Below are 19,436 nucleotides of genomic sequence, written 5' to 3'. Positions count from 1 at the left end.
AACGCGGTTCCACGTATCGTCACACGAAGAAGTATGTGAAGAAATCTTAGGGTTCGTTCCGATACGGCATCGGGTCCGCATCGTGATCTGTTTTGTTTGCTGCGCGCGGGCGTCGTGCGGTTTCGCTCCTTAGACTTACCCCATGGGGATCCAGGTGGCGCGGCGGTCGGCGGTCACGCTGGCGGCCGCCGGGGCGCTCGCCTCCAGCGGCACCCTCTACTTGGGGCTGCGCAATCTGTTGGCCGGCCAGGCCGACGTCGCGCGCCAGACCATTCCGAGAGCCTGCGACGTTCCGCCGCGCGCCGACGGCATCTACGTTGCCGGTGAGCTTCCCGGCGAAGTCGCCGTGCAGCGCTTTCAGCGTGGCATGAGCGTCGACCTGCACCTGATGGTCTTCGGCGACTCGACCGGGACCGGCTACGGCTGCTGCTCACCCGAGGAGGTGCCAGGCGCGCTGATCGCCCGGGCACTGGCCGAGCGCACCGGCAAGCGGATTCGCCTGAGCACCAAGGCAATCGTCGGCGCCACCTCCAAGGGCCTCGCCGGCCAGGTCGACGCGATGTTTGTCGCGGGGCCGCCGCCCGACGCGGCGGTGATCATGATCGGGGCGAACGACGTCACCGCGCTCAACAGCATCGCCGGCTCCGCGCAGCGACTGCACGCAGCGGTGAAGCGCCTGCACCGCAGCGGCGCGGTGGTGGTCGTCGGCACCTGCCCGGATTTCGGGGCGGTCAGTGCGATCCCCCAGCCGCTGCGGTTGGTCGCGCAGATCCGCGCCCGGCAGTTGGCGCGGGCCCAGACCCGGGCGGTCAAGGCCGCCGGCGGAATCCCCGTGCCGTTCGCCGACTTCAGCGCGCCGGCGTTCCGCGATACACCCGGGCTGCTGTTCGCCCGGGACCAGTACCACCCCTCGGCCGCAGGTTATGCGCTGGCGGCGAGCCAATTGATCCCGCCGCTGTGCGCCGCGATGGCCCAGGCCGATTTACGTGCGACGGTGCCGCCGGACTAGATTCGGCTGCAATACCCGATCGCAAGGAGTCATCGTGCCCGAAGCCGTCATCGTCTCAACTGCTCGCTCACCGATCGGCCGGGCCGGTAAGGGTTCGCTGGTCACCATGCGGCCCGACGACCTGGCCGCGCAGATGGTTCGCGCCGCCCTGGACAAGGTGCCCGAACTCAACCCGCACCAGATCGACGACCTGATGATGGGCTGCGGCCAGCCCGGCGGCGCCGCCGGCTACAACATCGCGCGCGTGGTGTCGGTGCTGCTCGGCTACGACTTCCTGCCGGGCACCACGGTCAACCGCTACTGCTCGTCGTCACTGCAGACCACCCGGATGGCGTTCCACGCGATCAAGGCCGGCGAGGGCGACGCGTTCATCTCCGCCGGGGTGGAGACCGTCTCGCAGTTCGGCATCGGTGCCGCTGACGGCGCCCCGGACAGCAAGAACCCGCTGTTCAACGATGCCATGGCCCGCACCGAGGCGGCTGCTGCCGGTGCCGAGGAGTGGCATGACCCGCGCGCCGACGGCAACCTGCCCGACATCTACATCGCGATGGGCCAGACTGCCGAGAACGTGGTGCTGCACACCGGGATCAGCCGCGAGGACCAGGACCACTGGGGTGTGCGCAGCCAGAACCGCGCCGAGGAAGCCATCAAGAGCGGCTTCTTCGCCCGGGAGATCTCCCCGGTGACGCTGCCGGACGGCACCGTGGTCAGCACCGACGACGGGCCGCGCGCCGGCACCACCTACGAGAAGATCAGCCAGCTCAAGCCGGTGTTCCGTCCCAACGGCACGGTGACCGCCGGTAACGCCTGCCCGCTCAATGACGGCGCGGCCGCCGTGGTCATCACCAGCGACACCAAGGCAAAGCAGCTCGGCCTCAAGCCGCTCGCCCGGATTGTGGCCACCGGAGTGTCGGGCCTGTCGCCGGAGATCATGGGCCTGGGGCCGATCGAGGCGGTCAAGAAGGCGCTGACGAACGCGAAGATGTCGGTCTCGGACATCGACCTGTTCGAGATCAACGAGGCCTTCGCGGTGCAGGTGCTCGGCTCGGCCCGTGAGCTGGGCATCGACGAGGACAAGCTGAACGTGTCCGGCGGGGCGATCGCGCTGGGCCACCCGTTCGGCATGACCGGCGCCCGCATCACCGCCACCCTGCTGAACAACCTGGCCACCCACGACAAGACCTTCGGTGTGGAGACGATGTGTGTCGGCGGCGGCCAGGGCATGGCGATGGTCGTGGAGCGCCTCTCCTAGTTCTTCTTCCCGTTGACGCTGCGCTGAGGGCTGCCGCCACTCGCATTTTTGCGCCCCTAGCGCAGTGTCAACGCCGTCTCAACGCGCATCCGCGGCGGTATAAAAATGACTCTGCGCTGGGGGCTGGTGCTACGCGCACCTTTGCGCCCCAGCGCAGAGTCAACGGGGAAAGCGGAAGGCTATTCGCTCTGGAAGTAGCTGAGCAGACGCAGGATCTCCAGGTACAGCCAGACCAGCGTCACCGTCAGACCCAGGGCGATACCCCAGGCGGCCTTCTCCGGCGCCCCGGCCCGGATCAGTTGGTCTGCCGCGTCGAAGTCGATCAGGAAGCTGAACGCGGCGATCCCGATGCAGACCAGCGAGAAGATGATCGCCAGCGTGCCGCCGCTGCGCAGACCCAGTCCCTCACCACCGCCGACACCGAACAGCGACAGCACCAGGTTGCCGATCATCAGGGCCAGCACACCAAACAGGGCGCCGACGACCATTCGGGTGAACTTCGGGGTGACGCGGATGGCGCCGGTCTTGTAGACCACGAGCATGCCGCCGAACACCCCCAAAGTGCCCATCACCGCCTGGCCGATCATCGAACCGGCGTTACTGGTTCCGACAGTGACCGCGGTCAGCACGAACGAGATGGCGCCGAGGAACAGCCCCTCCAGCACCGCGTAGCTGAGCACCAGCGTCTTACTGTCCTGCCGGCGGGTGAACATGGCCACCATGACCAGCGCCAGGCCGCCGAACGCGCCGATGAAGGTCAGCGGGGCCGCCAGTGCCTGATTGGCCGAGACCAGGAAGAACGACACCACGGCGGCGATGCTGAGCACCCCCAGCGTCATGCCGGTCTTGGTGACGACGTCGTCGATGGTGAGCGGGCGGCTGACCTCCCGCTGGTAGTCGGTCTGAGGGCTCTGCAGACCGGGGTAACCCTGGCTCACCTGCTGGGTTGCGCCGGCGGTGGCTTGTCCTAAGCCAGTGCCGAACTGTGCATAACCGCCCTGCTTGGGCAACGAACGAAATACCGGGTTGCTGGTCTCCCGCACCTTCCCGATCCTCTCTAATGCTGTCTTGTGCTCCGACACGAAATGTGCGAGCAACTTGATCAACGATCCACGACCCGCCGGGGTTCCCAACAGACTGCGGGCCGTTCCTCCGCCAAACCTTACCCGCGGACCGGCGACCGCGGGAAGGGATCTACATTGCGAAGGCGTGACGAGTGAATCTGACGAGGTACTGGCCCGCGTCGAGAACGGGATCGGTCTGCTGACGCTGAACCGCCCGCAGGCGATCAACTCCCTCAACCTGCCGATGGTGACCGCGATGACCGCGGCGCTTTCTACCTGGGCAGACGACCCGGCGGTTACCGCGGTGGTGCTGTCCGGCGCCGGCGAGCGCGGACTGTGCGCCGGCGGCGACGTGGTCGCGATCTATCACAGCGCCAAGGCCGACGGCGCCGACGCGCGGCGGTTCTGGCACGACGAATATCTCCTCAACGCTCAGATCGGCGGCTACAGCAAGCCGTACGTGTCGCTGATGGACGGCATCGTGATGGGCGGTGGGGTGGGAGTCGGCGCGCACGCCAACACCCGGGTGGTCACCGACACGACGAAGATGGCGATGCCGGAGGTGGGCATCGGCTTCATCCCCGATGTCGGCGGCACCTACCTGCTCTCCCGCGCGCCGGGCCACCTCGGCCTGCACGCGGCACTGACCGGTGCGCCGTTCTCCGGCGCGGACGCCATCGAGCTGGGTTTCGCCGACCACTATGTGCCGCACGCCGCGCTGGGCGACTTCACCGCGACGATCCGCTCCGACGGGGTCACCGAGGCACTGCAGCGCCACGCCGTCGACGCGCCACCGAGTGCGCTTGCCGCACACCGTGACTGGATCGACGAGTGCTACGCCCACGACACCGTCGCCGAGATCGTGGCCGCGCTGGCCGGACATGCCGACGCCGAGGCCAACGCCGCCGCCGAACTCATCGGCACCCGCTCACCGATCGCCTGCTCGGTGACACTGGAATCGGTGCGCCGGGCGGGTGAGCTGGCCACGCTGGAAGACGTTCTGATCCAAGAGTTCCGGGTGTCGAATGCATCGCTGCGCTCCCATGACCTGGTGGAGGGGATCCGCGCCCAGTTGGTGGACAAAGACCGCAACCCGCAGTGGTCGCCTGCGACACTGGCCGAGGTGAGCTCCGCAGACGTCGAATCGTATTTCGCCCCCGCTGAACCCGATCTAGTGTTTTAAGGAGTCCTTCAAATGAGTTACGAAACGATCCTCGTCGACCGCGACGGACGCGTCGGCACCATCACCTTGAACCGGCCGCAGGCCCTCAATGCACTCAACAGCCAGGTGATGAACGAAGTCACCACCGCCGCGGCGGAATTCGACGCCGACCCGGGCATCGGCGCGATCATCATCACCGGAAGCGCCAAGGCGTTCGCCGCCGGCGCCGACATCAAAGAGATGGCCGACCTGAGCTTCGCCGAGGTGTTCGCGGCGGACTTCTTCGCCGCCTGGTCCAAGCTGGCGGCGGTGCGCACCCCGACGATCGCCGCGGTCGCCGGCCACGCCCTCGGCGGCGGCTGCGAACTGGCGATGATGTGTGATCTGCTGATCGCCGCCGACACCGCCAAATTCGGCCAGCCGGAGATCAAACTCGGTGTGCTGCCGGGCATGGGCGGCTCCCAGCGACTGACCCGGGCCATCGGCAAGGCCAAGGCCATGGATCTGATCCTGACCGGCCGCACCATCGATGCCGCCGAGGCCGAACGCAGCGGCCTGGTCTCCCGCGTGGTGCCGGCCGACGACCTGTTGACCGAAGCCGGAAAGGTCGCGGCCACCATCGCCGGAATGTCCCTGTCCGCCGCGCGGATGGCCAAGGAAGCGGTCAACCGCGCGTTCGAATCCACCCTGGCCGAGGGGCTACTCTACGAGCGCCGGCTGTTCCACTCGGCGTTCGCCACCGAGGACCAGACCGAGGGTATGGCGGCGTTCACCGAGAAGCGCGCGCCGAACTTCAGCCACCGCTAGCACGATGGCCGAGTCGGCCGAACGGCCTTGGTGGATACGGCATTACACCTACACCGGCACCGCGATGGGCCTGGTTTTCATCTGGTTGTCGATGACGCCGTCGCTGCTGCCCCGCGGGCCACTGTTCCAAGGCCTGGTCAGCGGCGCATCCGGCGCCGCCGGTTACGGCCTCGGGGTGCTCATCGTGTGGCTGGTGCGCTACATGCGATCCGCGGACAGCAGCCCGTCGGCGCCGGGCTGGGCCTGGGCCGTGCTGATCCCGACCGCCGTCGTCATCCACCTGGTGATGATCGTCCGCGTCTACCACTGGCAGCGGCAGCTGCGCTCGCTGATGGATGTTCCGCAGCTGGCCTGGTACTGCTTCCCGATGGCGGGCGGGCTGGCGGTACTGACGTTGTTCGTGCTGGTGGAGATCGGGCAGGTGGTCCGCATGGCGGGCCGCGCACTGGCACGTCAGCTCAACCGCGTTGCGCCGCGGCGCGTTTCGCTGGTGGTGACGGTAGCCCTGCTGCTGGGCCTGACCGTCGCCTTGCTCAACGGCGTGGTGGTGAAGTTCAGCATGCGCACGTTGAACAACACCTTCGCAGCAGTCAACAACGAGATGGATCCCGACCGGGCGGCCCCGACCAGCCAACTACGGTCGGGCGGTCCGGACTCGCTGGCGTCCTGGGAGTCACTGGGCCATCAGGGCCGCATTTTCACGGCCGGCGGACCGACCGTCGCGCAGCTCACCGCATTCAACGGCACACCGGCCGTCGAGCCCATCCGGGCCTACGCCGGCCTGAATTCCGCCGACGGGATCAAGGCGACCGCCGAACTGGCCGCGGCGGAACTGGCCCGCACCGGCGGACTGAACCGCGCCGTGGTCGCGGTGGCCACCACGACGGGCACCGGCTGGATCAACGAGGCAGAGGCCAGCGCGCTGGAGTACATGTTCAACGGCGACACCGCCATCGTGAGCATGCAGTATTCGTTCCTGCCGAGCTGGCTGTCATTTCTGGTCGACAAGGAGAACGCCCGTCAGGCCGGGCAGGCGCTGTTCGAGGCGGTCGACGGGCAGGTGCGGGCCATGCCGGAGTCCCGACGCCCCAAGCTGGTGGTGTTCGGCGAGAGCCTCGGATCGTTCGGTGGCGAGGCGCCGTTCATGAACCTCAACAATGTGCTGGCGCGCACCGACGGCGCGCTGTTCTCCGGGCCGACGTTTCAGAACACCATCTGGAAAGACCTGACCGTCAACCGCGAGCCCGGCTCCCCGCAATGGCTGCCGGTCTACGACGGCGGCCGGCATGCGCGGTTCGCCGCCCGCCCGGACGACCTGGCCCGGCCGGACGCCCCGTGGGCCACGCCGCGGGTGGTGTATCTGCAGCACGCCTCGGACCCGATCGCCTGGTGGAACCCGGACCTGTTGTTCCGCAAGCCGGACTGGCTGGCCGAACCGCGCGGCTACGACGTACTGCCGCGGGTGCAGTGGAAACCGATCGTGACGTTCTTGCAGGTCTCGGCCGACATGGCGGTGGCGGTCGACGTGCCGGAAGGCCACGGTCACCACTATGCCGCCGATGCCGCCGATGCGTGGGCGGCGATATTACATCCAGCGGGGTGGACCCCAGGCAAAACCGAGCGGCTCCGACCGCTGCTGCACTCGAACGCGTGATGCTTTCGGCTCCACCAGCACCCCAGCGGCCGCCAGGGCGTGGTAGCCGCCGATGACATCGGTGGCGCGATGCAGGCCCAGATCCACCAGCGCGGCGGCGGCCAGGCTCGAGGTGTAGCCCTCCGAGCACAGGATCACCCACTGCACGTCGTCGTCGACCGCCTGCGGCAACCGGGCGTCGCTGGTGGGGTCGCAGCGCCACTCCAGCACATTGCGTTCGATGACCAGCGCGGCGGGCACCTGCCCCTCCCGCACGCGCTGGGCTTCCGGTCGGATGTCGACCAGCAGGGCGCCGTCACGCAGCGCCGCGGGCACCTCCGCGGCGGTCATCCGGTGCAGTCGTGCCCGCGCCGCGGCGAGCATCCCGTCGATCCGACTGGTCAGCTGCGTCGTGGTCACGATGCCTCCGGGTGTTCGGTGAGTTCGGTGCGCTGCCGGCGCAGCGTGTTATCGGGTGCGACGTCGTAGTAGGACATCTCGACCAGTGGCGGTGAGTAGGCGTGCACGCTCAGCGTCGGGCCCGAGAGTGACGGCGCCCAGACCACGTCATGCACCCAGCCTCGCGAGAACGAGGCTTGGTCGCCGGCGTCGAGCCGCCGCTGCGCCAACTGCGTGCCATCCCAATGGAATTCATCCAGCGCCCCGGACAGCACGGTTAACGCGCCCAGCGAATCGCCGTGGTCGTGCAGTTCGGTGGCGTGCCCCGGCACCCAGCTGATCAGCCAGATGTCGAGCCGCTCGTCGCCGTGGATCCGGGTGAACCAGCGGTTGTCGGTCGGCAGGCCGGACGGGGGCAGCAGGTGCTGGTAGCGGCCGTCCAGCACCGCATCGGCGGCCAGGTCGGTGGTCTGCAGCAGGTCGGGCAGGCGCAGCGAGCGGGGCCGGGGGGCCGAACGCCGCAACGCGACAGGGTCAGCAATAACCATGGTGAAAACTCCAGAACGGATGGGGTGGATTCAAGACAGGGGTCGGCGGCAGCACTCAGCTGCGGCAACAACAACCCTGGAATCCGACGTGCTCCATCACAGCAGCCATGCTAGGTGGCTGCGGCGCGCCGGGTGGCGTCCCGCTGCCCGGCGCGGATCGAGGCGCCGCGGTCGGCGCACCGGCTGTGACCTGCATCGTTGCCCCGAAACCGGGTTTGTAATCACGGTGACCGAAAACCCGGCGGCCGTGGCCCGCAAAATGGGAGGCATGGCCTCTACAACTGCGCCGAGAGTGTCGCTGGTGCTGGGCAGTGGCGGTGCGCGCGGCTACGCCCATATCGGCGTGATCGTCGAGCTGATCGAGCGCGGTTACGACATCGTCGGGATCTCCGGATCCTCGATGGGTGCCCTGGTTGGCGGTCTGCAGGCGGCCGGCCGCCTCGACGACTTCGCCGAGTGGGCCGAGTCGCTGACCCAGGGGGCGGTGTTGCGGCTGTTGGACCCGTCGTTTACCGCCGCCGGGGTGCTGCGGGCCGGGAAGATCCTCGACGTCGTCCGGGACATCCTCGGCGACATCGACATCGAACAGCTGCCGATTCCCTACACCGCGGTGGCGACCGATCTGATCGCCGGCAAGTCAGTGTGGCTGCAGCGCGGCCCGGTTGACACTGCGATCCGTGCCTCGATCGCCATTCCCGGTGTGATCGCTCCGCATGTGGTGGACGGGCGCCTGCTCGCCGACGGCGGCATTCTCGATCCGCTGCCGATGGCTCCGCTGTGCGCCGTCAACGCCGACCTGACGCTGGCGGTGAGTCTCAGCGGCGGCGACCCGGCGACCGCCGGGCCGGCCTCGGAGGATGCCGAGCGGAGCGCGCCCGGGCGACTGAACCGGATGATGCGCAGCACATCAGCGCTGCTGGACACCAGCGGGGCGCGGTCGCTGCTGGATCGGCCCACGGCACGGGCGATCCTGGACCGGTTCAGCAGCGGCGACACCGAAGATGATCCCGTCGACGATGACACCGCGGAGGCCACGTCCGGTGCGGCCGGGGTGCCCAAACTCGGCAGCTTCGAGGTGATGAACCGCACCATCGACATCGCCCAGGCGGCCCTGACCCGCCATCAGCTGGCGTCGCACCCCCCGGATCTGCTCATCGAAGTGCCGCGTATTGCCTGCCGCAGCCTGGACTTCCACCGCGCCGCGGAATTGATCGAGGTGGGCCGCGAACTCACCGGGCGCGCCCTCGACGCCACGAAATCCGGTTAGTCCACGGCGAGGAACTCGGCGATGGCGGCGGCGTGCCGACGGCCTTGCTCGCGGCCCGCCCGCGCCGAGGGCACCCGGCACGCGGGGTCCAGCGGGTTGCTGCCGAAGGCCCGCAGCGCCGTACCGTCGGCGAACACCGCGTACGCCCGCCCGTCGAACGCCGCGACCTCGGCGGCCGCACCGGCACTGAACGGCGATGGCGCCGATTCCCCGGCAGGCACCAGTACGACGACCACGTCACAGTCGTCGGCGACGTCGAGGTTGATTGCGCTGCGCATCCCGCCGTCCATGTAGCGCCGTCCGCCGATCACCACCGGTGGCCAGACGCCGGGCACGGCACAACTGGCCGCCACCGCGTCGACGAGGTCGACTCCCGAGTCCCGGTCGAACACCGTCAGCTCGCCGGTGTCGATGTCTATCGCGGTGATCCGCAGGCAGCGCTGCGGCCACCGATGCGAGGGAAGCCGGTGCTCGATCACCTGCCGGCGCACCGCGGCCGGAACCGTCTCGGTGGCCAGCGCCACCGCGCCGATGCGCTGCATCTGCTGGGCGGCCGTGGTGTTCGGCTCGGTCATGGCCGCCAGGAACAGCTCGGCGATCCCCTCGACGCCCACCCCGGGGTCGAGTTCGGACGAGGTCTCGGCCACCTGCCGGGCGAACAGCTCGTCGAGACCGGCTCCGCTGCTGATCTGGCCGCTGACCGCCGACCCGGCCGAGGTCCCGACCAGCACATCGGATTCCAGCAGCGCTGCCGCGGTGGCTGGGGACTCGTCAGCGATGCCGCACAGCACGCCGGTCTCCCAGGCGATGCCCGCCACTCCCCCACCGGCGAGCACCAGGGCCCGTTTACCTGTCGCCATCGCCGGGTCAGCGCGCCAACACTGCGGCCAGCTCGTTCACCGCGCCAGAGCGGGTGCGGCCCGGCCGGTGATGAGCGGCAGATCGAAGAATCCGACGACGCCGGCCGGGGCCGCGCAGGTCGCCGGGACGGCGTTGACGCAGTGCGCGGCGGTCGCTACGACGCCCGGGTTGCTCTTCAGCCCCTCCTCGACGGTCTCGGGCTGCCAGCCCTTGACGGTGACGAACGTGTTCGGATTGCCCTGCACCTCCATCTCGTAGCGCTCCTTCGCCGGGCCGAAATTCCAGGGCGGATCGAGGTTCTCCTCACCCATCAGCCAGTTGACCGTCACCCGTACCACCACCTCGTCACCGACCGTCGCCTCCCAGTGGAACCGGCGGGCGGCGACCTGACCGGGTTCGATGACACCGATCGGAGAGTCGATCGGCGCGGTGGCCACCGCCACCTCCTGCGATGAGCGGATCCGGTCGTCGGCGGCGAAACCCAGCCGGTCCACGCACAGTCGCACCGATTGCACGAAGCCGCTGTCGAGTATTTTCTGCATCGGTCCGGTCAACGCACTGTCGGGCGTGCCACCGAACCCCATCACGTGGCGCAGCACGTCCGGGGCACCGTAGGTCCGCAGATCGGAAAACTCTTCGCACCGAACAAAAGTCACCCCGGTGGACATCACCGACAGCAGCAGCGGGAACAGCTCGCTGGCAGCACCGGGGGCGATACCGACACCATGCAGCGAAGCATTGCCGGCCTGCGCAGCCGCTTCCAGCGGCGCAGCCGACCGCGCGGTGGGATAGACCCAACCCACCGGCGTGACAACGTTCTTGCCGGAACGCAGCAGTGCGGCGACCTCCTCCACATTGGCCACCAGCGGCGCGTAGATGACGGCGTCGGCGTCCAAAGCCAGCACCTCGTCGATGTCGCTGGTCGTGGTCACGCCCAGCGGTGCGGTCCCGATGATCTCCCCGACGTCCTTGCCGCTCTTGGATTTCGAGTGCACCCAACAGCCGACCAGCTCGAGATCGGGGTGTTCGAGCACACCTTTGATCGCGGCGACGCCGACCCCACCGGTTGCCCACTGGATCACGCGCAGAGTCATCAGTCACGCACCTCGCTTACCTGATATTCGTTGTCGGAGTAGCGGGCCCGGATGGTCTTCTTGTCGTACTTGCCGACGCTGGTGCGCGGAATGGTGTCGATGAATGTCCAGCGCTCCGGTAGCCACCACCGGGCAACCTTGTCGGACAAGAAGCTTCGCAGTTCGGCGGGGGTGACGGCGGCACCCGCCCGGGCCACCACCACGGCCAGCGGCCGTTCCTGCCAGCGTTCGTCGGGGACCCCGACCACCGCGGCCTCGATCACGTCGGGGTGGGCGATCAGCTCGTTCTCCAGCTCCACCGAGGAGATCCACTCTCCGCCGGACTTGATCACGTCCTTGGCGCGGTCGGTCAAGGTGATGAAACCCTGCGCGTCGATGCGGCCCACGTCGCCGGTGCGCAGCCAGCCGGAGGCGAATTTCGACTCGTCCTGGCCGCGGTAGTAGGAGCCGGTGATCCACGGGCCGCGGACCTCCAGTTCGCCCACCGCAACGCCGTCGTTGGGCAGCGGTCGCCCGTCGTCGTCGACGATCCGCGCCTCGACCCCGCAGATCGGCCGGCCCTGGGTGCCACGCAGTGCCCAGTGCCGGTCTTCGCCGGTGCCCGGCGGCGGCCACGCCAAGGTGGCCAGCGGTGATGTCTCGGTCATCCCCCACAGCTGGCGGACCTGCACCCCGTGCTTGTGCTCGAAGGCGCGCATCAGCGAGACCGGCACCGCGGAACCACCGCAGACCACTTGGCGCAGAGACGAGATGTCATGGCCCGGTTCACGATCCAGGTAGTGCAGGACGTCGTTCCAGATCGTCGGCACCGCACCGGCCACGGTGGGCCGCAGTTTCTCGATGAGGGCGACCAGCGACGGGGCGTCCAGATGCCGGTCGGGCAGCGTCAGATCCGCCCCGGCCATCAGCGCCGCATACGGCAGGCCCCAGGCGTTGGCGTGAAACATCGGCACGATCGGCAGCACTGAGTCATCCGTCCCGATCCCGACACCGTTGGCGGCGCAGGCCGCCATGGCGTGCAGGTAGCTGGACCGGTGGCTGTACACCACGCCCTTGGGATTGCCGGTGGTGCCGCTGGTGTAGCACATGGCGGCCGCCGAGTTCTCGTCGATGACCGGCCAGTCGAACTCGCCCGCTTCGGCCGCCAGCACGTCGGCGTAGCGCAGCACGGACTTGCCGGCGGATCCCAGTGCCTTCAAAGCGCTCGTGTCGCCGTCGCCGACCACGATCACGGTGTGCACGGTGTGCAGCTGTGCCAGCACCGGCGCCAACTGTGGCGCCAGCGAGATGTCGACCAGGATCACCCGGTCCTCGGCCTCGTTGGCGACGAACACGATCTGCTCGGCGAATAACCGGATGTTGGGGGTGTGCAGCACCGCACCCATGGCCGGCACCGCCAGGTAGGCGGCCAGGTGTTCGGTGTTGTTCCACATGAATGTGGCGACCCGCTCGTCACCGTTGATGCCAAGTCGCCGCAGGGCATTCGCCAGGCGGGCGACCTGGCCGCCCAACTCGCGGTAGCTGGTGGTGTGGAACCCGTCGCCGGTCATGGTCGTCACGGTGCGGTCGCCGTGGATGCTGGTGGCGTGCCGCAAGATGGCGCCGATGGTCAACGGCCAGTCCTGCATGGTGCTGCGCATCGACCTATTCGACCATGCGCGGCACCGGCCGTGGGGCTGGGGCTACAGCGCGGGTTCGAGTTGCAGCATCCGGCTGACGGCGTCGTCGAGTGCGAGCTGCTCGTGCAGCGACGCCGACGGCGCCGGCAGGTCGGTCAGCGAGGCGACGGCCACCGTACCGTCGAAGCCGGCGATGTACAGGCGGCTGCCGTCCGGGCTCTCCGCCACGCACGACGGCGCCGTGGTCAGGGTCAGCGCACCGAGGGCCTCGTCGGTGCGGGCGCACATCACCAGGATGCCGGCCGCGGTGACGAGGTAGACGCGGTCGCCGTTGCGGCTCACGATCAGCTGGATGAGCTGGGTGTCGACGACGAACCCGGCGCTGACGGCGTGGGTGCGGGAGTCGACGACCTTCACGGCCCCGCGGCCGTCGGGACCGCTGGTGGCGACGAACAGCCGGGCGCCATCGGCGCTGACGGCGACATCGACGACGGTCGAGGCGACCTTGATGACGTCGACGACGTTGAGTTGCCGGTCCAGGACGGTAACGGTGTCGCCGGTAGGCTGCCGGACCGCCACGTAGAGCCGCCGACCGTCGGGGCTGATCCGCAGGCAGGCGGCGGCCGCTGCCGGATCGCCGGCCACCCGGACGGCCCCGGCGGGACGCATGGTCGCATCGAGCGCCAGCACCTCGATGCCGGTGGAACCGGTGCGGGTGGCATAGACCCGGCTGCCCATCGGGTCGGCGACCAGGTCTCCGATGCCCATGGCGACCGGGTAGCACCCGGTGACCTCGGCAGCGTCGACGTCGATCGCCAGGACGGCGTCGAGCGCCATGGAGCCGGCGGTGACGTAGGCCCGCGCGGTTCCGGCGGGGCCGACGGCGATCGAGAACGGCTCGTCGGCCTGGAACACGGTGGCCACGACGGTGCAGCTGGCGGTGTCGATGACCGAGACGGTGTCATCGCCGTAGTTGGTGGCCAGCAGCCGGGTGCCGTCGGCGGTGACGGCGACGCCGCCGATCGGGCCGCGGTCGATCCGCACGCGGTCGACGATGCGAGCTCCAGGGCCGGTCAATCCGTAAGCCACCACGTCGTCCACATCGCTCCCATCGATCACATTTCGTATCGCCATTGCGCACTCCCCGCGTAGCTGCCGCAGTGGCGCGGTCAGTACGACCGGGGTTGCCAGGACGGGGTGTTCGGTCGATCGTAGCGGTGAATTCGGGGTAAAAGGAAAATGTCGTAGCTATTGTGATCGAGGTCGCAGGTTAATCCCACAGACCCCAGTCGGCGGCGGCCGACACAGCGTAGGGCGGGGGCTACCAGCAAGCTCTGCTGCCCGTATTGACCAGTGCTGTTGCCGGTTCAGGCTAACTTGTGATCTGCATCCCAATTAGTTTTGATTAAGAAACTAAGAAATCTGGCCGAATGAATTCGGTCGTTCTGATCACTGGCCCTTGCAAAAGCTCGGACGGCGGGGTATGGGCGAGCCGTCCGGCAGGATGGCGACGGGATGGTTAGCCGGTCGGGACCGGGGCGAAGACGCCGGCCAGCGCCGTCAGCGCGCCGGGCACGATCCGGTAGTAAGCCCACTTGCCCCGCTGCGACCGTTCCAGCAGCCCGGCGTCCACCAGCGTCTTCAGGTGATGCGAGACCGTCGGCTGGGTCAGCCCCACCGGCGCGGTCAGGTCGCAGACGCACGCCTCGGCGCCGTCGTGGCCGGCGATCAACGACACCAGCCGCAACCGGGTGGGCTCCGCGAGCGCCTTGAGCACAGCGGCCAGCCGCTCGGCCGCGGCCGCATCCAGCGCGGCGCCGGTGATCGGCGCACAGCACAGCGCGAGGTCGTCGGCCAGCGGCGAGTCGGCGGGTGGCGCCGAGCCGGTTTCGCCTGCCATGACAGCAGTATGCCACGAACGCATTGACAATCATCTATTCATTGGAGGATGCTTTCGCATAGACGACCGTCGATGAAAGGAGTGCGAGATGACCGAGGATGCCGGACCCGAGTTGCGGGAGCAGGTTCGAGCCCGCTACGGCGAGGCCGCCACCGCGATCGGTAGCGGGGCCACCAACAGTGAAGTGCTCACCGCCGCGAGTTGTTGCGGCTCCAGCGACTCCGTCGACGTCGGCACCATCTTCGGGGCCGGCCTCTACGACGCCGGGGCGCACTCCCAACTGCCCATCGAGGCCGTCACGGCAAGTCTGGGTTGCGGGGACCCGACCGCAATCGCCGATCTCCGGGCGGGCGAACGCGTGCTGGATCTGGGTTCGGGCGGCGGCATCGACGTCCTGCTCTCGGCGCGTCGGGTGGGCCCGGAGGGGTTCGCCTACGGCGTCGACATGACCGACGAGATGCTCGCGCTGGCCGAGGCGAACAAGGCGAAGGCCGGCCTGGACAACGTCGAGTTCCGCAAGGGCACCATCGAGAACATTCCGCTGCCCGACGCCGCCGTCGACGTGGTGATCTCCAATTGCGTGATCAACCTGTCCGTCGACAAACCCGGCGTACTCGCCGAGATGTTCCGGGTCCTGGTCCCGGGCGGGCGCATCGGCATCTCCGACGTGGTGGCCGAGAACCACCTCAGCCCGGCCCAACGAGCAGAACGGGGCTCGCACGTGGGCTGCATCGCCGGGGCGCTGTCGCAGCAGGAGTACTTAGACGGTCTGGCCGCAGCCGGGTTCACCGGCGCCTCGGTGAGCTTCACTCACGCGGTGGCCGACGGGATGCACGCCGCGATCATCCGGGCGGACAAGCCGGCCTGATCGACTGGTGCCCCCACTGGGACTCGAACCCAGACTGGGCGGATTTTAAGTCCGCTGCCTCTGCCAATTGGGCTATGGGGGCCCGTGGCGAATCTAACGCGGCAACGGTAATGGTTTCCCACCGGCACTCGGGTGCGCGGCAAAGGGACGGCGGCAGGGATGCCGGCAGTCTCAGGCGTGCTCGGGGCAGTAGTTCACCGCGGCGATGCGGGCGAACTCGGCGGCGCGCTGCAGGGTGAAACCCGGATTGGTGGTCTGCACCGCGACAACGGTGTCCATCGGGCTCAGGCCGGCGTCCATCAACTGGCACACCGAGTGACCGGCGGAGATCGCCACCTGGTCAGACCCCCGGTGGCTCAGGCCTGCTCCCGACAGCGCGGTCAGGAAGGCGGTGTCGCTGCCGACCGGTTCGGCGTGGACGGGCGCCGCAAGGCTCATCATGGCGGTAACCCCTGCTAGCAGCAGAAACCGTTTCATGGCCCGTAGTCTCCCTAGGGTTGGTTAAAGGCGTGTTACGGACCATTTACTCCCCCGGATCCGCGTGTTAAATCCGCGTTACCAGGGCCTCACACTGACGGCGGCTCCGGCGGTGGGCACTTCGACGAAGTCACCGATATCGACGGTAACCTGTTGCGCAGCAGCTACTTTGGTGATCCATGACTACCGCCAGGAATGCCGTCGCGGACACAGTGCGGGCTCGTCGTCGCAGAGTCGTCGCACGGTGGCCTCGAAACCCGGTGGAGGTCATCGAATGCCGTTCTTGCACTGCTTTTGGCTCGGCGACGCCCACCTGCGCCAGCACTCGCCCGTGGTGACGGCCGCTGTCGCCCGTCGCCGTCAGGCTGCCCACCCTCGTAAAAAGTTCGCGCAACGGGTTAAGAAGCGGTTAACCAGCTTTCACAATCGGCCGGTGATACGGGACCGTGGTCGCAAGAACCGACAAGCATCCGTTCCGTGAGGAGAAGTCCAGATGTCTTTCGTGACTACGCAGCCAGAGGCGCTGGCGGCCGCCGCCGGCAACCTGCAGGCGATCGGTTCGGCGCTCAACGCCCAGAACGCCGCCGCGTCCGCACCAACCACCGGTGTGGTTCCCGCCGCCGCCGACGAGGTGTCGGCGCTGACCGCCGCGCAGTTCGCCACGCACGCCAGCCTTTACCAATCGGTCGCCGCGCAGGCCGCCGCCATCCACGAGATGTTCGTGGCAACGTTGAACAGCAGTGCCGAGTCGTACGCGGCCACCGAAGCCGCCAACGCCATCGCGGCCGGCTAGGCGGCACCGATGCTCGATTACGGCGCGCTGCCCCCCGAGGTCAACTCCGGGCGCATGTACACCGGCCCGGGGTCGGCACCGATGATGTCGGCCGCCTCGGCCTGGCGCACCCTGGCCGCCGAACTGGCCGCCGCCGCTCACTCCTACGACACGGTGATCACGCAACTGGCCGGCGAGGAATGGCTCGGTCCCGGTTCGGCCTCGATGTCCGCGGCGGCCACGCCCTACATCGCCTGGATGGACACCACCGCCACGCTCGCCGAGCAGGCCGCCAGCCAGGCCACTGCCGCCGCGATGGCATTCGAGACGGCCCGGGCGGCCACGGTGCCGCCGGCGGTGGTGTCGACCAACCGGGTGCAGCAGTCCGCGCTGGTCGCGACCAACATCCTGGGTATCAACACGCCGGCGATCGCGGCCCTCGATGCGCTCTACGCCGAGATGTGGGCCCAGGACGCCGCCGCGATGTACGGCTACGCCGGCGGATCGGCCACCGCGTCGCAAGTCACCCCGTTCAGTGCGCCCGCCCAGGCCACCAATCCGGCCGGCCAGGGCGGCCAGGCCGCCGCGGTTGCCCATGCTGCTGGAACCGCAGCGGGGCACAACGCTCAAGTGTCACAGCTGATTTCGTCGTTGCCGAATGCGCTGCAGAGCATGGCGTCGCCGCCTACCGGAGTCGCGGCGTCGACCGATTGGATCGAGTCCGCCATCGAGTTTCTGTACAACGATCCGTTGAACGGTGTCGGATACTTCCTGGGCACCCCGCTGTACAGCTTGTTCAACACCATGGGCACCGGCGCGGCCTTCATCCCGTCCAGCCTGCTGCCCAGCCTCATCGGTTACATGACCGGCGGCGGATTGAGCACCGCGGGCGGCAGCGCGCTCGGAAGCGGACTGGGAGCGGCGCTGAGTCCCGGAGGCGCACTCGGTGCCCTCGGTGCGCTCGGCGGAGGGATCAGCAGCGCCGTCGGGGTGAGCTCGGTGACCCCGAGCGTCGCCGCCACCATGGGGCAGGCGTCCCTGGTCGGGACCTCGTTCTCGGCGCCCGCGAGCTGGTCGGCGGCCACTCCGGCCGGTGCCGCATCCCTTGCCTCGCAGCCCGCCGGCTGGGCGGTCCCCGCCGAGACCCACAACAACATGGCCTCCGTGCCCCCGCCGGTTCCGACCGGGGCCGGGCGGCCCGGAATGAACTACGGCACTCCACGTTACGGATTCAGGCCCAAATTCATGCCGAAGCCGATGGTGGTGTGACCCATGATCGACTACGCGATCCTGCCACCGGAGGTCAACTCCGGACGGCTCTACGCCGGCCCCGGCTCGACACCGATGATGGCCGTCGCCTCCGCCTGGCGCGGGCTTGCCGCGGAGATCTCCTCGGCGTTGACCTCCTATGAGACGACGCTGACGCAGCTTGTCGACGAAGCGTGGATGGGACCGGCATCGGTGTCGATGACTGCCGCCACCAAGCCCTATCTGGCGTGGATGACCGACACCTTGGCGAAGGCGGAGGACACCGCCTCTCGGGCCACAGCTGCAGCGGCCGCGTTCGAGGCGGCTCATGGGGCCACTCCTCCCCCGGCCGTGATCGCGGCCAACCGCGCCCAACAGAAGCAACTGGTGGCCACCAACGTCGTCGGCCAGAACTCCGCCGCGATCATGGCCAGCGACGCCCAGTATCTCGAGATGTGGGCACAGGCCGCCAACGTCATGTACAGCTACGCGGCGTCCTCGGCGACGGCGACTCAGGTGACACCGTTCAGCGAGCCCAACCAGACCACCAACCCCGACGGAACGGCCAACCAGGCCGCAGCCGTCGGCCAGGCCAACGCGACCGCAGCAGCCAGCACCGCTCAGACCGCGCAGAACGCACAGACCGCACAGCTGATCTCGTCGCTGCCCAATGCGCTACAGACACTGACCTCGCCGGCGCCGACCGACCTGCCACCGCCCACGCTCGCCGGGCTCGTGGAAGCCTTCTTCAGGAATGCGTCCATCAACGGTGTCGTCTCGCTGCTGACCTACCCGCTCAACGGCGGGATGAGCTTCGTGGGGACATCGGCGGCGTTCACGCCGGCGAGCTTGATCCCGACCATGACCACCTTCTTCTCCGGCAGCGGTTTCAACGCCCTGGGTGGTGGGTCGGCGGGCGCCGGCATCGGTGCCCTGCTGGCACCCGGTGGGCCACTGAGCAGCCTGGGCGCACTGGGCGGTGGCACCGCGGGCGCGGCATCGGCGGCAGCCGGCGCGTTCACCGCGAGTGCCACCACGCCGGCGATATCGGCGGGCGTGGGCCAGGCGACCCTGGTTGGTGAGTTGTCCGCGCCGCCGGCGTGGGCCGCGGCCGCCCCGGCGGGCACCGCCGCCACCGGCGACGCGTTGCAGGCCAGCAGCTGGTCGGCCGCCCCGGAGGAGATCGAATCGATGGCGGCCATGCCCGGCGGGATGCCGCTGGGCGCCGACCGGGGCGGCTTCGGCCTCGGTACCCCCCGCTACGGTTTCAAGCCGACGGTGATGGCCCGGCCGGTCGTCGCCGGATAACGGAAATCCACGCTACGACAATCAAGTTCAGACAAGGAGAGACAAGTGGCAGCACGTTTTATGACCGACCCGGATGCGATGCGGGCGATGGCGGGGCGTTTCGACGTTCACGCGCAGACGGTGGAGGATGAGGCTCGCCGGATGTGGG

19 protein-coding genes, 1 tRNA gene and 1 pseudogene are annotated in these 19,436 nt (G+C 68.6%); 11 read left to right on the top strand and 10 right to left on the bottom strand.

Annotated elements, in window-relative coordinates; genetic code table 11:
- Positions 1-142: 142 nt before the first annotated feature.
- Together ACAG20_RS16195 and ACAG20_RS16190 are read left to right on the top strand one after the other, a co-directional pair.
- Complete coding sequence (locus ACAG20_RS16195; RefSeq protein ID WP_112685981.1) at positions 143-1,009, top strand: SGNH/GDSL hydrolase family protein; 867 nt, start codon at positions 143-145, stop codon at positions 1,007-1,009.
- Between the two features lie 34 nt (positions 1,010-1,043).
- The gene (locus ACAG20_RS16190; RefSeq protein ID WP_083040355.1) at positions 1,044-2,261 is read left to right on the top strand and encodes an acetyl-CoA C-acetyltransferase; all 1,218 of its coding nucleotides are present in this window, start codon (positions 1,044-1,046) and stop codon (positions 2,259-2,261) included.
- 179 nt (positions 2,262-2,440) lie between these two features.
- On the opposite strand, the gene ACAG20_RS16185 is transcribed toward ACAG20_RS16190, so the two are convergent.
- Positions 2,441-3,304 (bottom strand): Bax inhibitor-1/YccA family protein, encoded by an 864-nt coding sequence (locus ACAG20_RS16185; RefSeq protein ID WP_370493302.1) that lies wholly within the window; start codon positions 3,302-3,304, stop codon positions 2,441-2,443.
- Between the two features lie 166 nt (positions 3,305-3,470).
- Here ACAG20_RS16185 and ACAG20_RS16180 point away from each other — a divergent pair, with 166 nt between their 5' ends.
- From ACAG20_RS16180 to ACAG20_RS16170, 3 genes are read left to right on the top strand one after another with little or no spacing between them, the layout of a single operon-like run.
- Positions 3,471-4,508, top strand: coding sequence for an enoyl-CoA hydratase/isomerase family protein (locus ACAG20_RS16180; RefSeq protein WP_370493301.1), 1,038 nt, complete (start codon positions 3,471-3,473; stop codon positions 4,506-4,508).
- A 12-nt stretch (positions 4,509-4,520) separates the two neighbouring features.
- Positions 4,521-5,294: an enoyl-CoA hydratase gene (locus ACAG20_RS16175; protein ID WP_370493300.1), complete on the top strand. Its 774-nt coding sequence runs from the start codon at positions 4,521-4,523 to the stop codon at positions 5,292-5,294.
- A 4-nt stretch (positions 5,295-5,298) separates the two neighbouring features.
- The gene (locus ACAG20_RS16170; RefSeq protein WP_370493299.1) at positions 5,299-6,948 is read left to right on the top strand and encodes an alpha/beta hydrolase; all 1,650 of its coding nucleotides are present in this window, start codon (positions 5,299-5,301) and stop codon (positions 6,946-6,948) included.
- Here the strand turns inward: ACAG20_RS16170 and ACAG20_RS16165 are convergent.
- Together ACAG20_RS16165 and ACAG20_RS16160 are read right to left on the bottom strand one after the other, a co-directional pair.
- Entirely contained in the window at positions 6,880-7,311 is a 432-nt protein-coding gene (locus ACAG20_RS16165) for a rhodanese-like domain-containing protein (protein WP_370493407.1), read from the bottom strand. The genes ACAG20_RS16170 and ACAG20_RS16165 overlap by 69 nt on opposite strands.
- A gap of 32 nt (positions 7,312-7,343) precedes the next feature.
- Positions 7,344-7,874, bottom strand: coding sequence for a cysteine dioxygenase family protein (locus ACAG20_RS16160; RefSeq protein ID WP_112685971.1), 531 nt, complete (start codon positions 7,872-7,874; stop codon positions 7,344-7,346).
- A 292-nt stretch (positions 7,875-8,166) separates the two neighbouring features.
- On the opposite strand from ACAG20_RS16160, the gene ACAG20_RS16155 reads away from it, so the two are divergent.
- Entirely contained in the window at positions 8,167-9,141 is a 975-nt protein-coding gene (locus ACAG20_RS16155) for a patatin-like phospholipase family protein (protein ID WP_234825644.1), read from the top strand.
- On the opposite strand, the gene ACAG20_RS16150 is transcribed toward ACAG20_RS16155, so the two are convergent.
- From ACAG20_RS16150 to ACAG20_RS16130, 5 genes are all read right to left on the bottom strand, one after another.
- Positions 9,138-10,001, bottom strand: coding sequence for a patatin-like phospholipase family protein (locus ACAG20_RS16150; RefSeq protein ID WP_370493298.1), 864 nt, complete (start codon positions 9,999-10,001; stop codon positions 9,138-9,140). The two genes, ACAG20_RS16155 and ACAG20_RS16150, sit on opposite strands and share 4 nt — an antisense overlap.
- A gap of 36 nt (positions 10,002-10,037) precedes the next feature.
- Positions 10,038-11,096, bottom strand: coding sequence for a dihydrodipicolinate reductase (locus tag ACAG20_RS16145; protein WP_370493297.1), 1,059 nt, complete (start codon positions 11,094-11,096; stop codon positions 10,038-10,040).
- Complete coding sequence (locus ACAG20_RS16140; protein ID WP_370493296.1) at positions 11,096-12,736, bottom strand: long-chain fatty acid--CoA ligase; 1,641 nt, start codon at positions 12,734-12,736, stop codon at positions 11,096-11,098. Before ACAG20_RS16140 ends, ACAG20_RS16145 begins: the two co-directional genes overlap by 1 nt.
- Before the next feature lie 42 nt (positions 12,737-12,778).
- Entirely contained in the window at positions 12,779-13,849 is a 1,071-nt protein-coding gene (locus ACAG20_RS16135; protein ID WP_370493295.1) for a YncE family protein, read from the bottom strand.
- Between the two features lie 385 nt (positions 13,850-14,234).
- Positions 14,235-14,615, bottom strand: coding sequence for a metalloregulator ArsR/SmtB family transcription factor (locus tag ACAG20_RS16130; protein ID WP_112685961.1), 381 nt, complete (start codon positions 14,613-14,615; stop codon positions 14,235-14,237).
- An 88-nt stretch (positions 14,616-14,703) separates the two neighbouring features.
- Here ACAG20_RS16130 and arsM point away from each other — a divergent pair, with 88 nt between their 5' ends.
- Positions 14,704-15,483, top strand: a complete 780-nt coding sequence (arsM, locus tag ACAG20_RS16125; RefSeq protein ID WP_370493294.1) for an arsenite methyltransferase — start codon at positions 14,704-14,706, stop codon at positions 15,481-15,483.
- Positions 15,484-15,488: 5 nt separating this feature from the next.
- Here arsM and ACAG20_RS16120 read toward each other — a convergent pair.
- Both ACAG20_RS16120 and ACAG20_RS16115 read right to left on the bottom strand, forming a co-directional pair.
- Positions 15,489-15,565 (bottom strand) — tRNA-Leu (locus tag ACAG20_RS16120).
- Positions 15,566-15,654: 89 nt separating this feature from the next.
- Positions 15,655-15,960, bottom strand: a complete 306-nt coding sequence (locus ACAG20_RS16115; RefSeq protein ID WP_370493293.1) for a DUF732 domain-containing protein — start codon at positions 15,958-15,960, stop codon at positions 15,655-15,657.
- Between the two features lie 493 nt (positions 15,961-16,453).
- Between ACAG20_RS16115 and ACAG20_RS16110 the strand changes: the two genes are divergently transcribed.
- From ACAG20_RS16110 to ACAG20_RS16095, 4 genes and pseudogenes are all read left to right on the top strand, one after another.
- A complete protein-coding gene (locus ACAG20_RS16110) occupies positions 16,454-16,753 on the top strand; it encodes a PE family protein (protein WP_112685955.1) in 300 nt (99 codons plus the stop codon).
- Positions 16,754-16,762: 9 nt separating this feature from the next.
- Positions 16,763-18,001: a PPE family protein gene (locus tag ACAG20_RS16105; RefSeq protein ID WP_370493292.1), complete on the top strand. Its 1,239-nt coding sequence runs from the start codon at positions 16,763-16,765 to the stop codon at positions 17,999-18,001.
- 6 nt (positions 18,002-18,007) lie between these two features.
- Positions 18,008-19,288 (top strand): PPE family protein, encoded by a 1,281-nt coding sequence (locus tag ACAG20_RS16100; RefSeq protein WP_370493406.1) that lies wholly within the window; start codon positions 18,008-18,010, stop codon positions 19,286-19,288.
- 45 nt (positions 19,289-19,333) lie between these two features.
- Positions 19,334-19,436, top strand: a pseudogene (locus tag ACAG20_RS16095) (WXG100 family type VII secretion target); the annotation flags it as partial.

The organism is Mycobacterium sp. pW045, assembly GCF_041287085.1.
Lineage (GTDB): Bacteria > Actinomycetota > Actinomycetes > Mycobacteriales > Mycobacteriaceae > Mycobacterium > Mycobacterium algericum_A.
The sequence above is the reverse complement of the archived record's forward strand: the minus strand, read 5'-3'. Positions and strand labels throughout refer to the sequence as shown.

Bases quoted from the DNA above. Each gene is read 5' to 3' on its own strand.
- ACAG20_RS16145 (WP_370493297.1), bottom strand. From the start codon at position 11,096: ATGACTCTGCGCGTGATCCAGTGGGCAACCGGTGGGGTCGGCGTCGCC.
- ACAG20_RS16170 (WP_370493299.1), top strand. From the start codon at position 5,299: ATGGCCGAGTCGGCCGAACGGCCTTGGTGGATACGGCATTACACCTAC.
- ACAG20_RS16105 (WP_370493292.1), top strand. From the start codon at position 16,763: ATGCTCGATTACGGCGCGCTGCCCCCCGAGGTCAACTCCGGGCGCATG.
- ACAG20_RS16165 (WP_370493407.1), bottom strand. From the start codon at position 7,311: ATGCTCGCCGCGGCGCGGGCACGACTGCACCGGATGACCGCCGCGGAG.
- ACAG20_RS16150 (WP_370493298.1), bottom strand. From the start codon at position 10,001: ATGGCGACAGGTAAACGGGCCCTGGTGCTCGCCGGTGGGGGAGTGGCG.
- ACAG20_RS16115 (WP_370493293.1), bottom strand. From the start codon at position 15,960: ATGAAACGGTTTCTGCTGCTAGCAGGGGTTACCGCCATGATGAGCCTT.
- ACAG20_RS16160 (WP_112685971.1), bottom strand. From the start codon at position 7,874: ATGGTTATTGCTGACCCTGTCGCGTTGCGGCGTTCGGCCCCCCGGCCC.
- ACAG20_RS16175 (WP_370493300.1), top strand. From the start codon at position 4,521: ATGAGTTACGAAACGATCCTCGTCGACCGCGACGGACGCGTCGGCACC.
- ACAG20_RS16135 (WP_370493295.1), bottom strand. From the start codon at position 13,849: ATGGCGATACGAAATGTGATCGATGGGAGCGATGTGGACGACGTGGTG.
- arsM (WP_370493294.1), top strand. From the start codon at position 14,704: ATGACCGAGGATGCCGGACCCGAGTTGCGGGAGCAGGTTCGAGCCCGC.
- ACAG20_RS16110 (WP_112685955.1), top strand. From the start codon at position 16,454: ATGTCTTTCGTGACTACGCAGCCAGAGGCGCTGGCGGCCGCCGCCGGC.
- ACAG20_RS16195 (WP_112685981.1), top strand. From the start codon at position 143: ATGGGGATCCAGGTGGCGCGGCGGTCGGCGGTCACGCTGGCGGCCGCC.
- ACAG20_RS16130 (WP_112685961.1), bottom strand. From the start codon at position 14,615: ATGGCAGGCGAAACCGGCTCGGCGCCACCCGCCGACTCGCCGCTGGCC.
- ACAG20_RS16140 (WP_370493296.1), bottom strand. From the start codon at position 12,736: ATGCGCAGCACCATGCAGGACTGGCCGTTGACCATCGGCGCCATCTTG.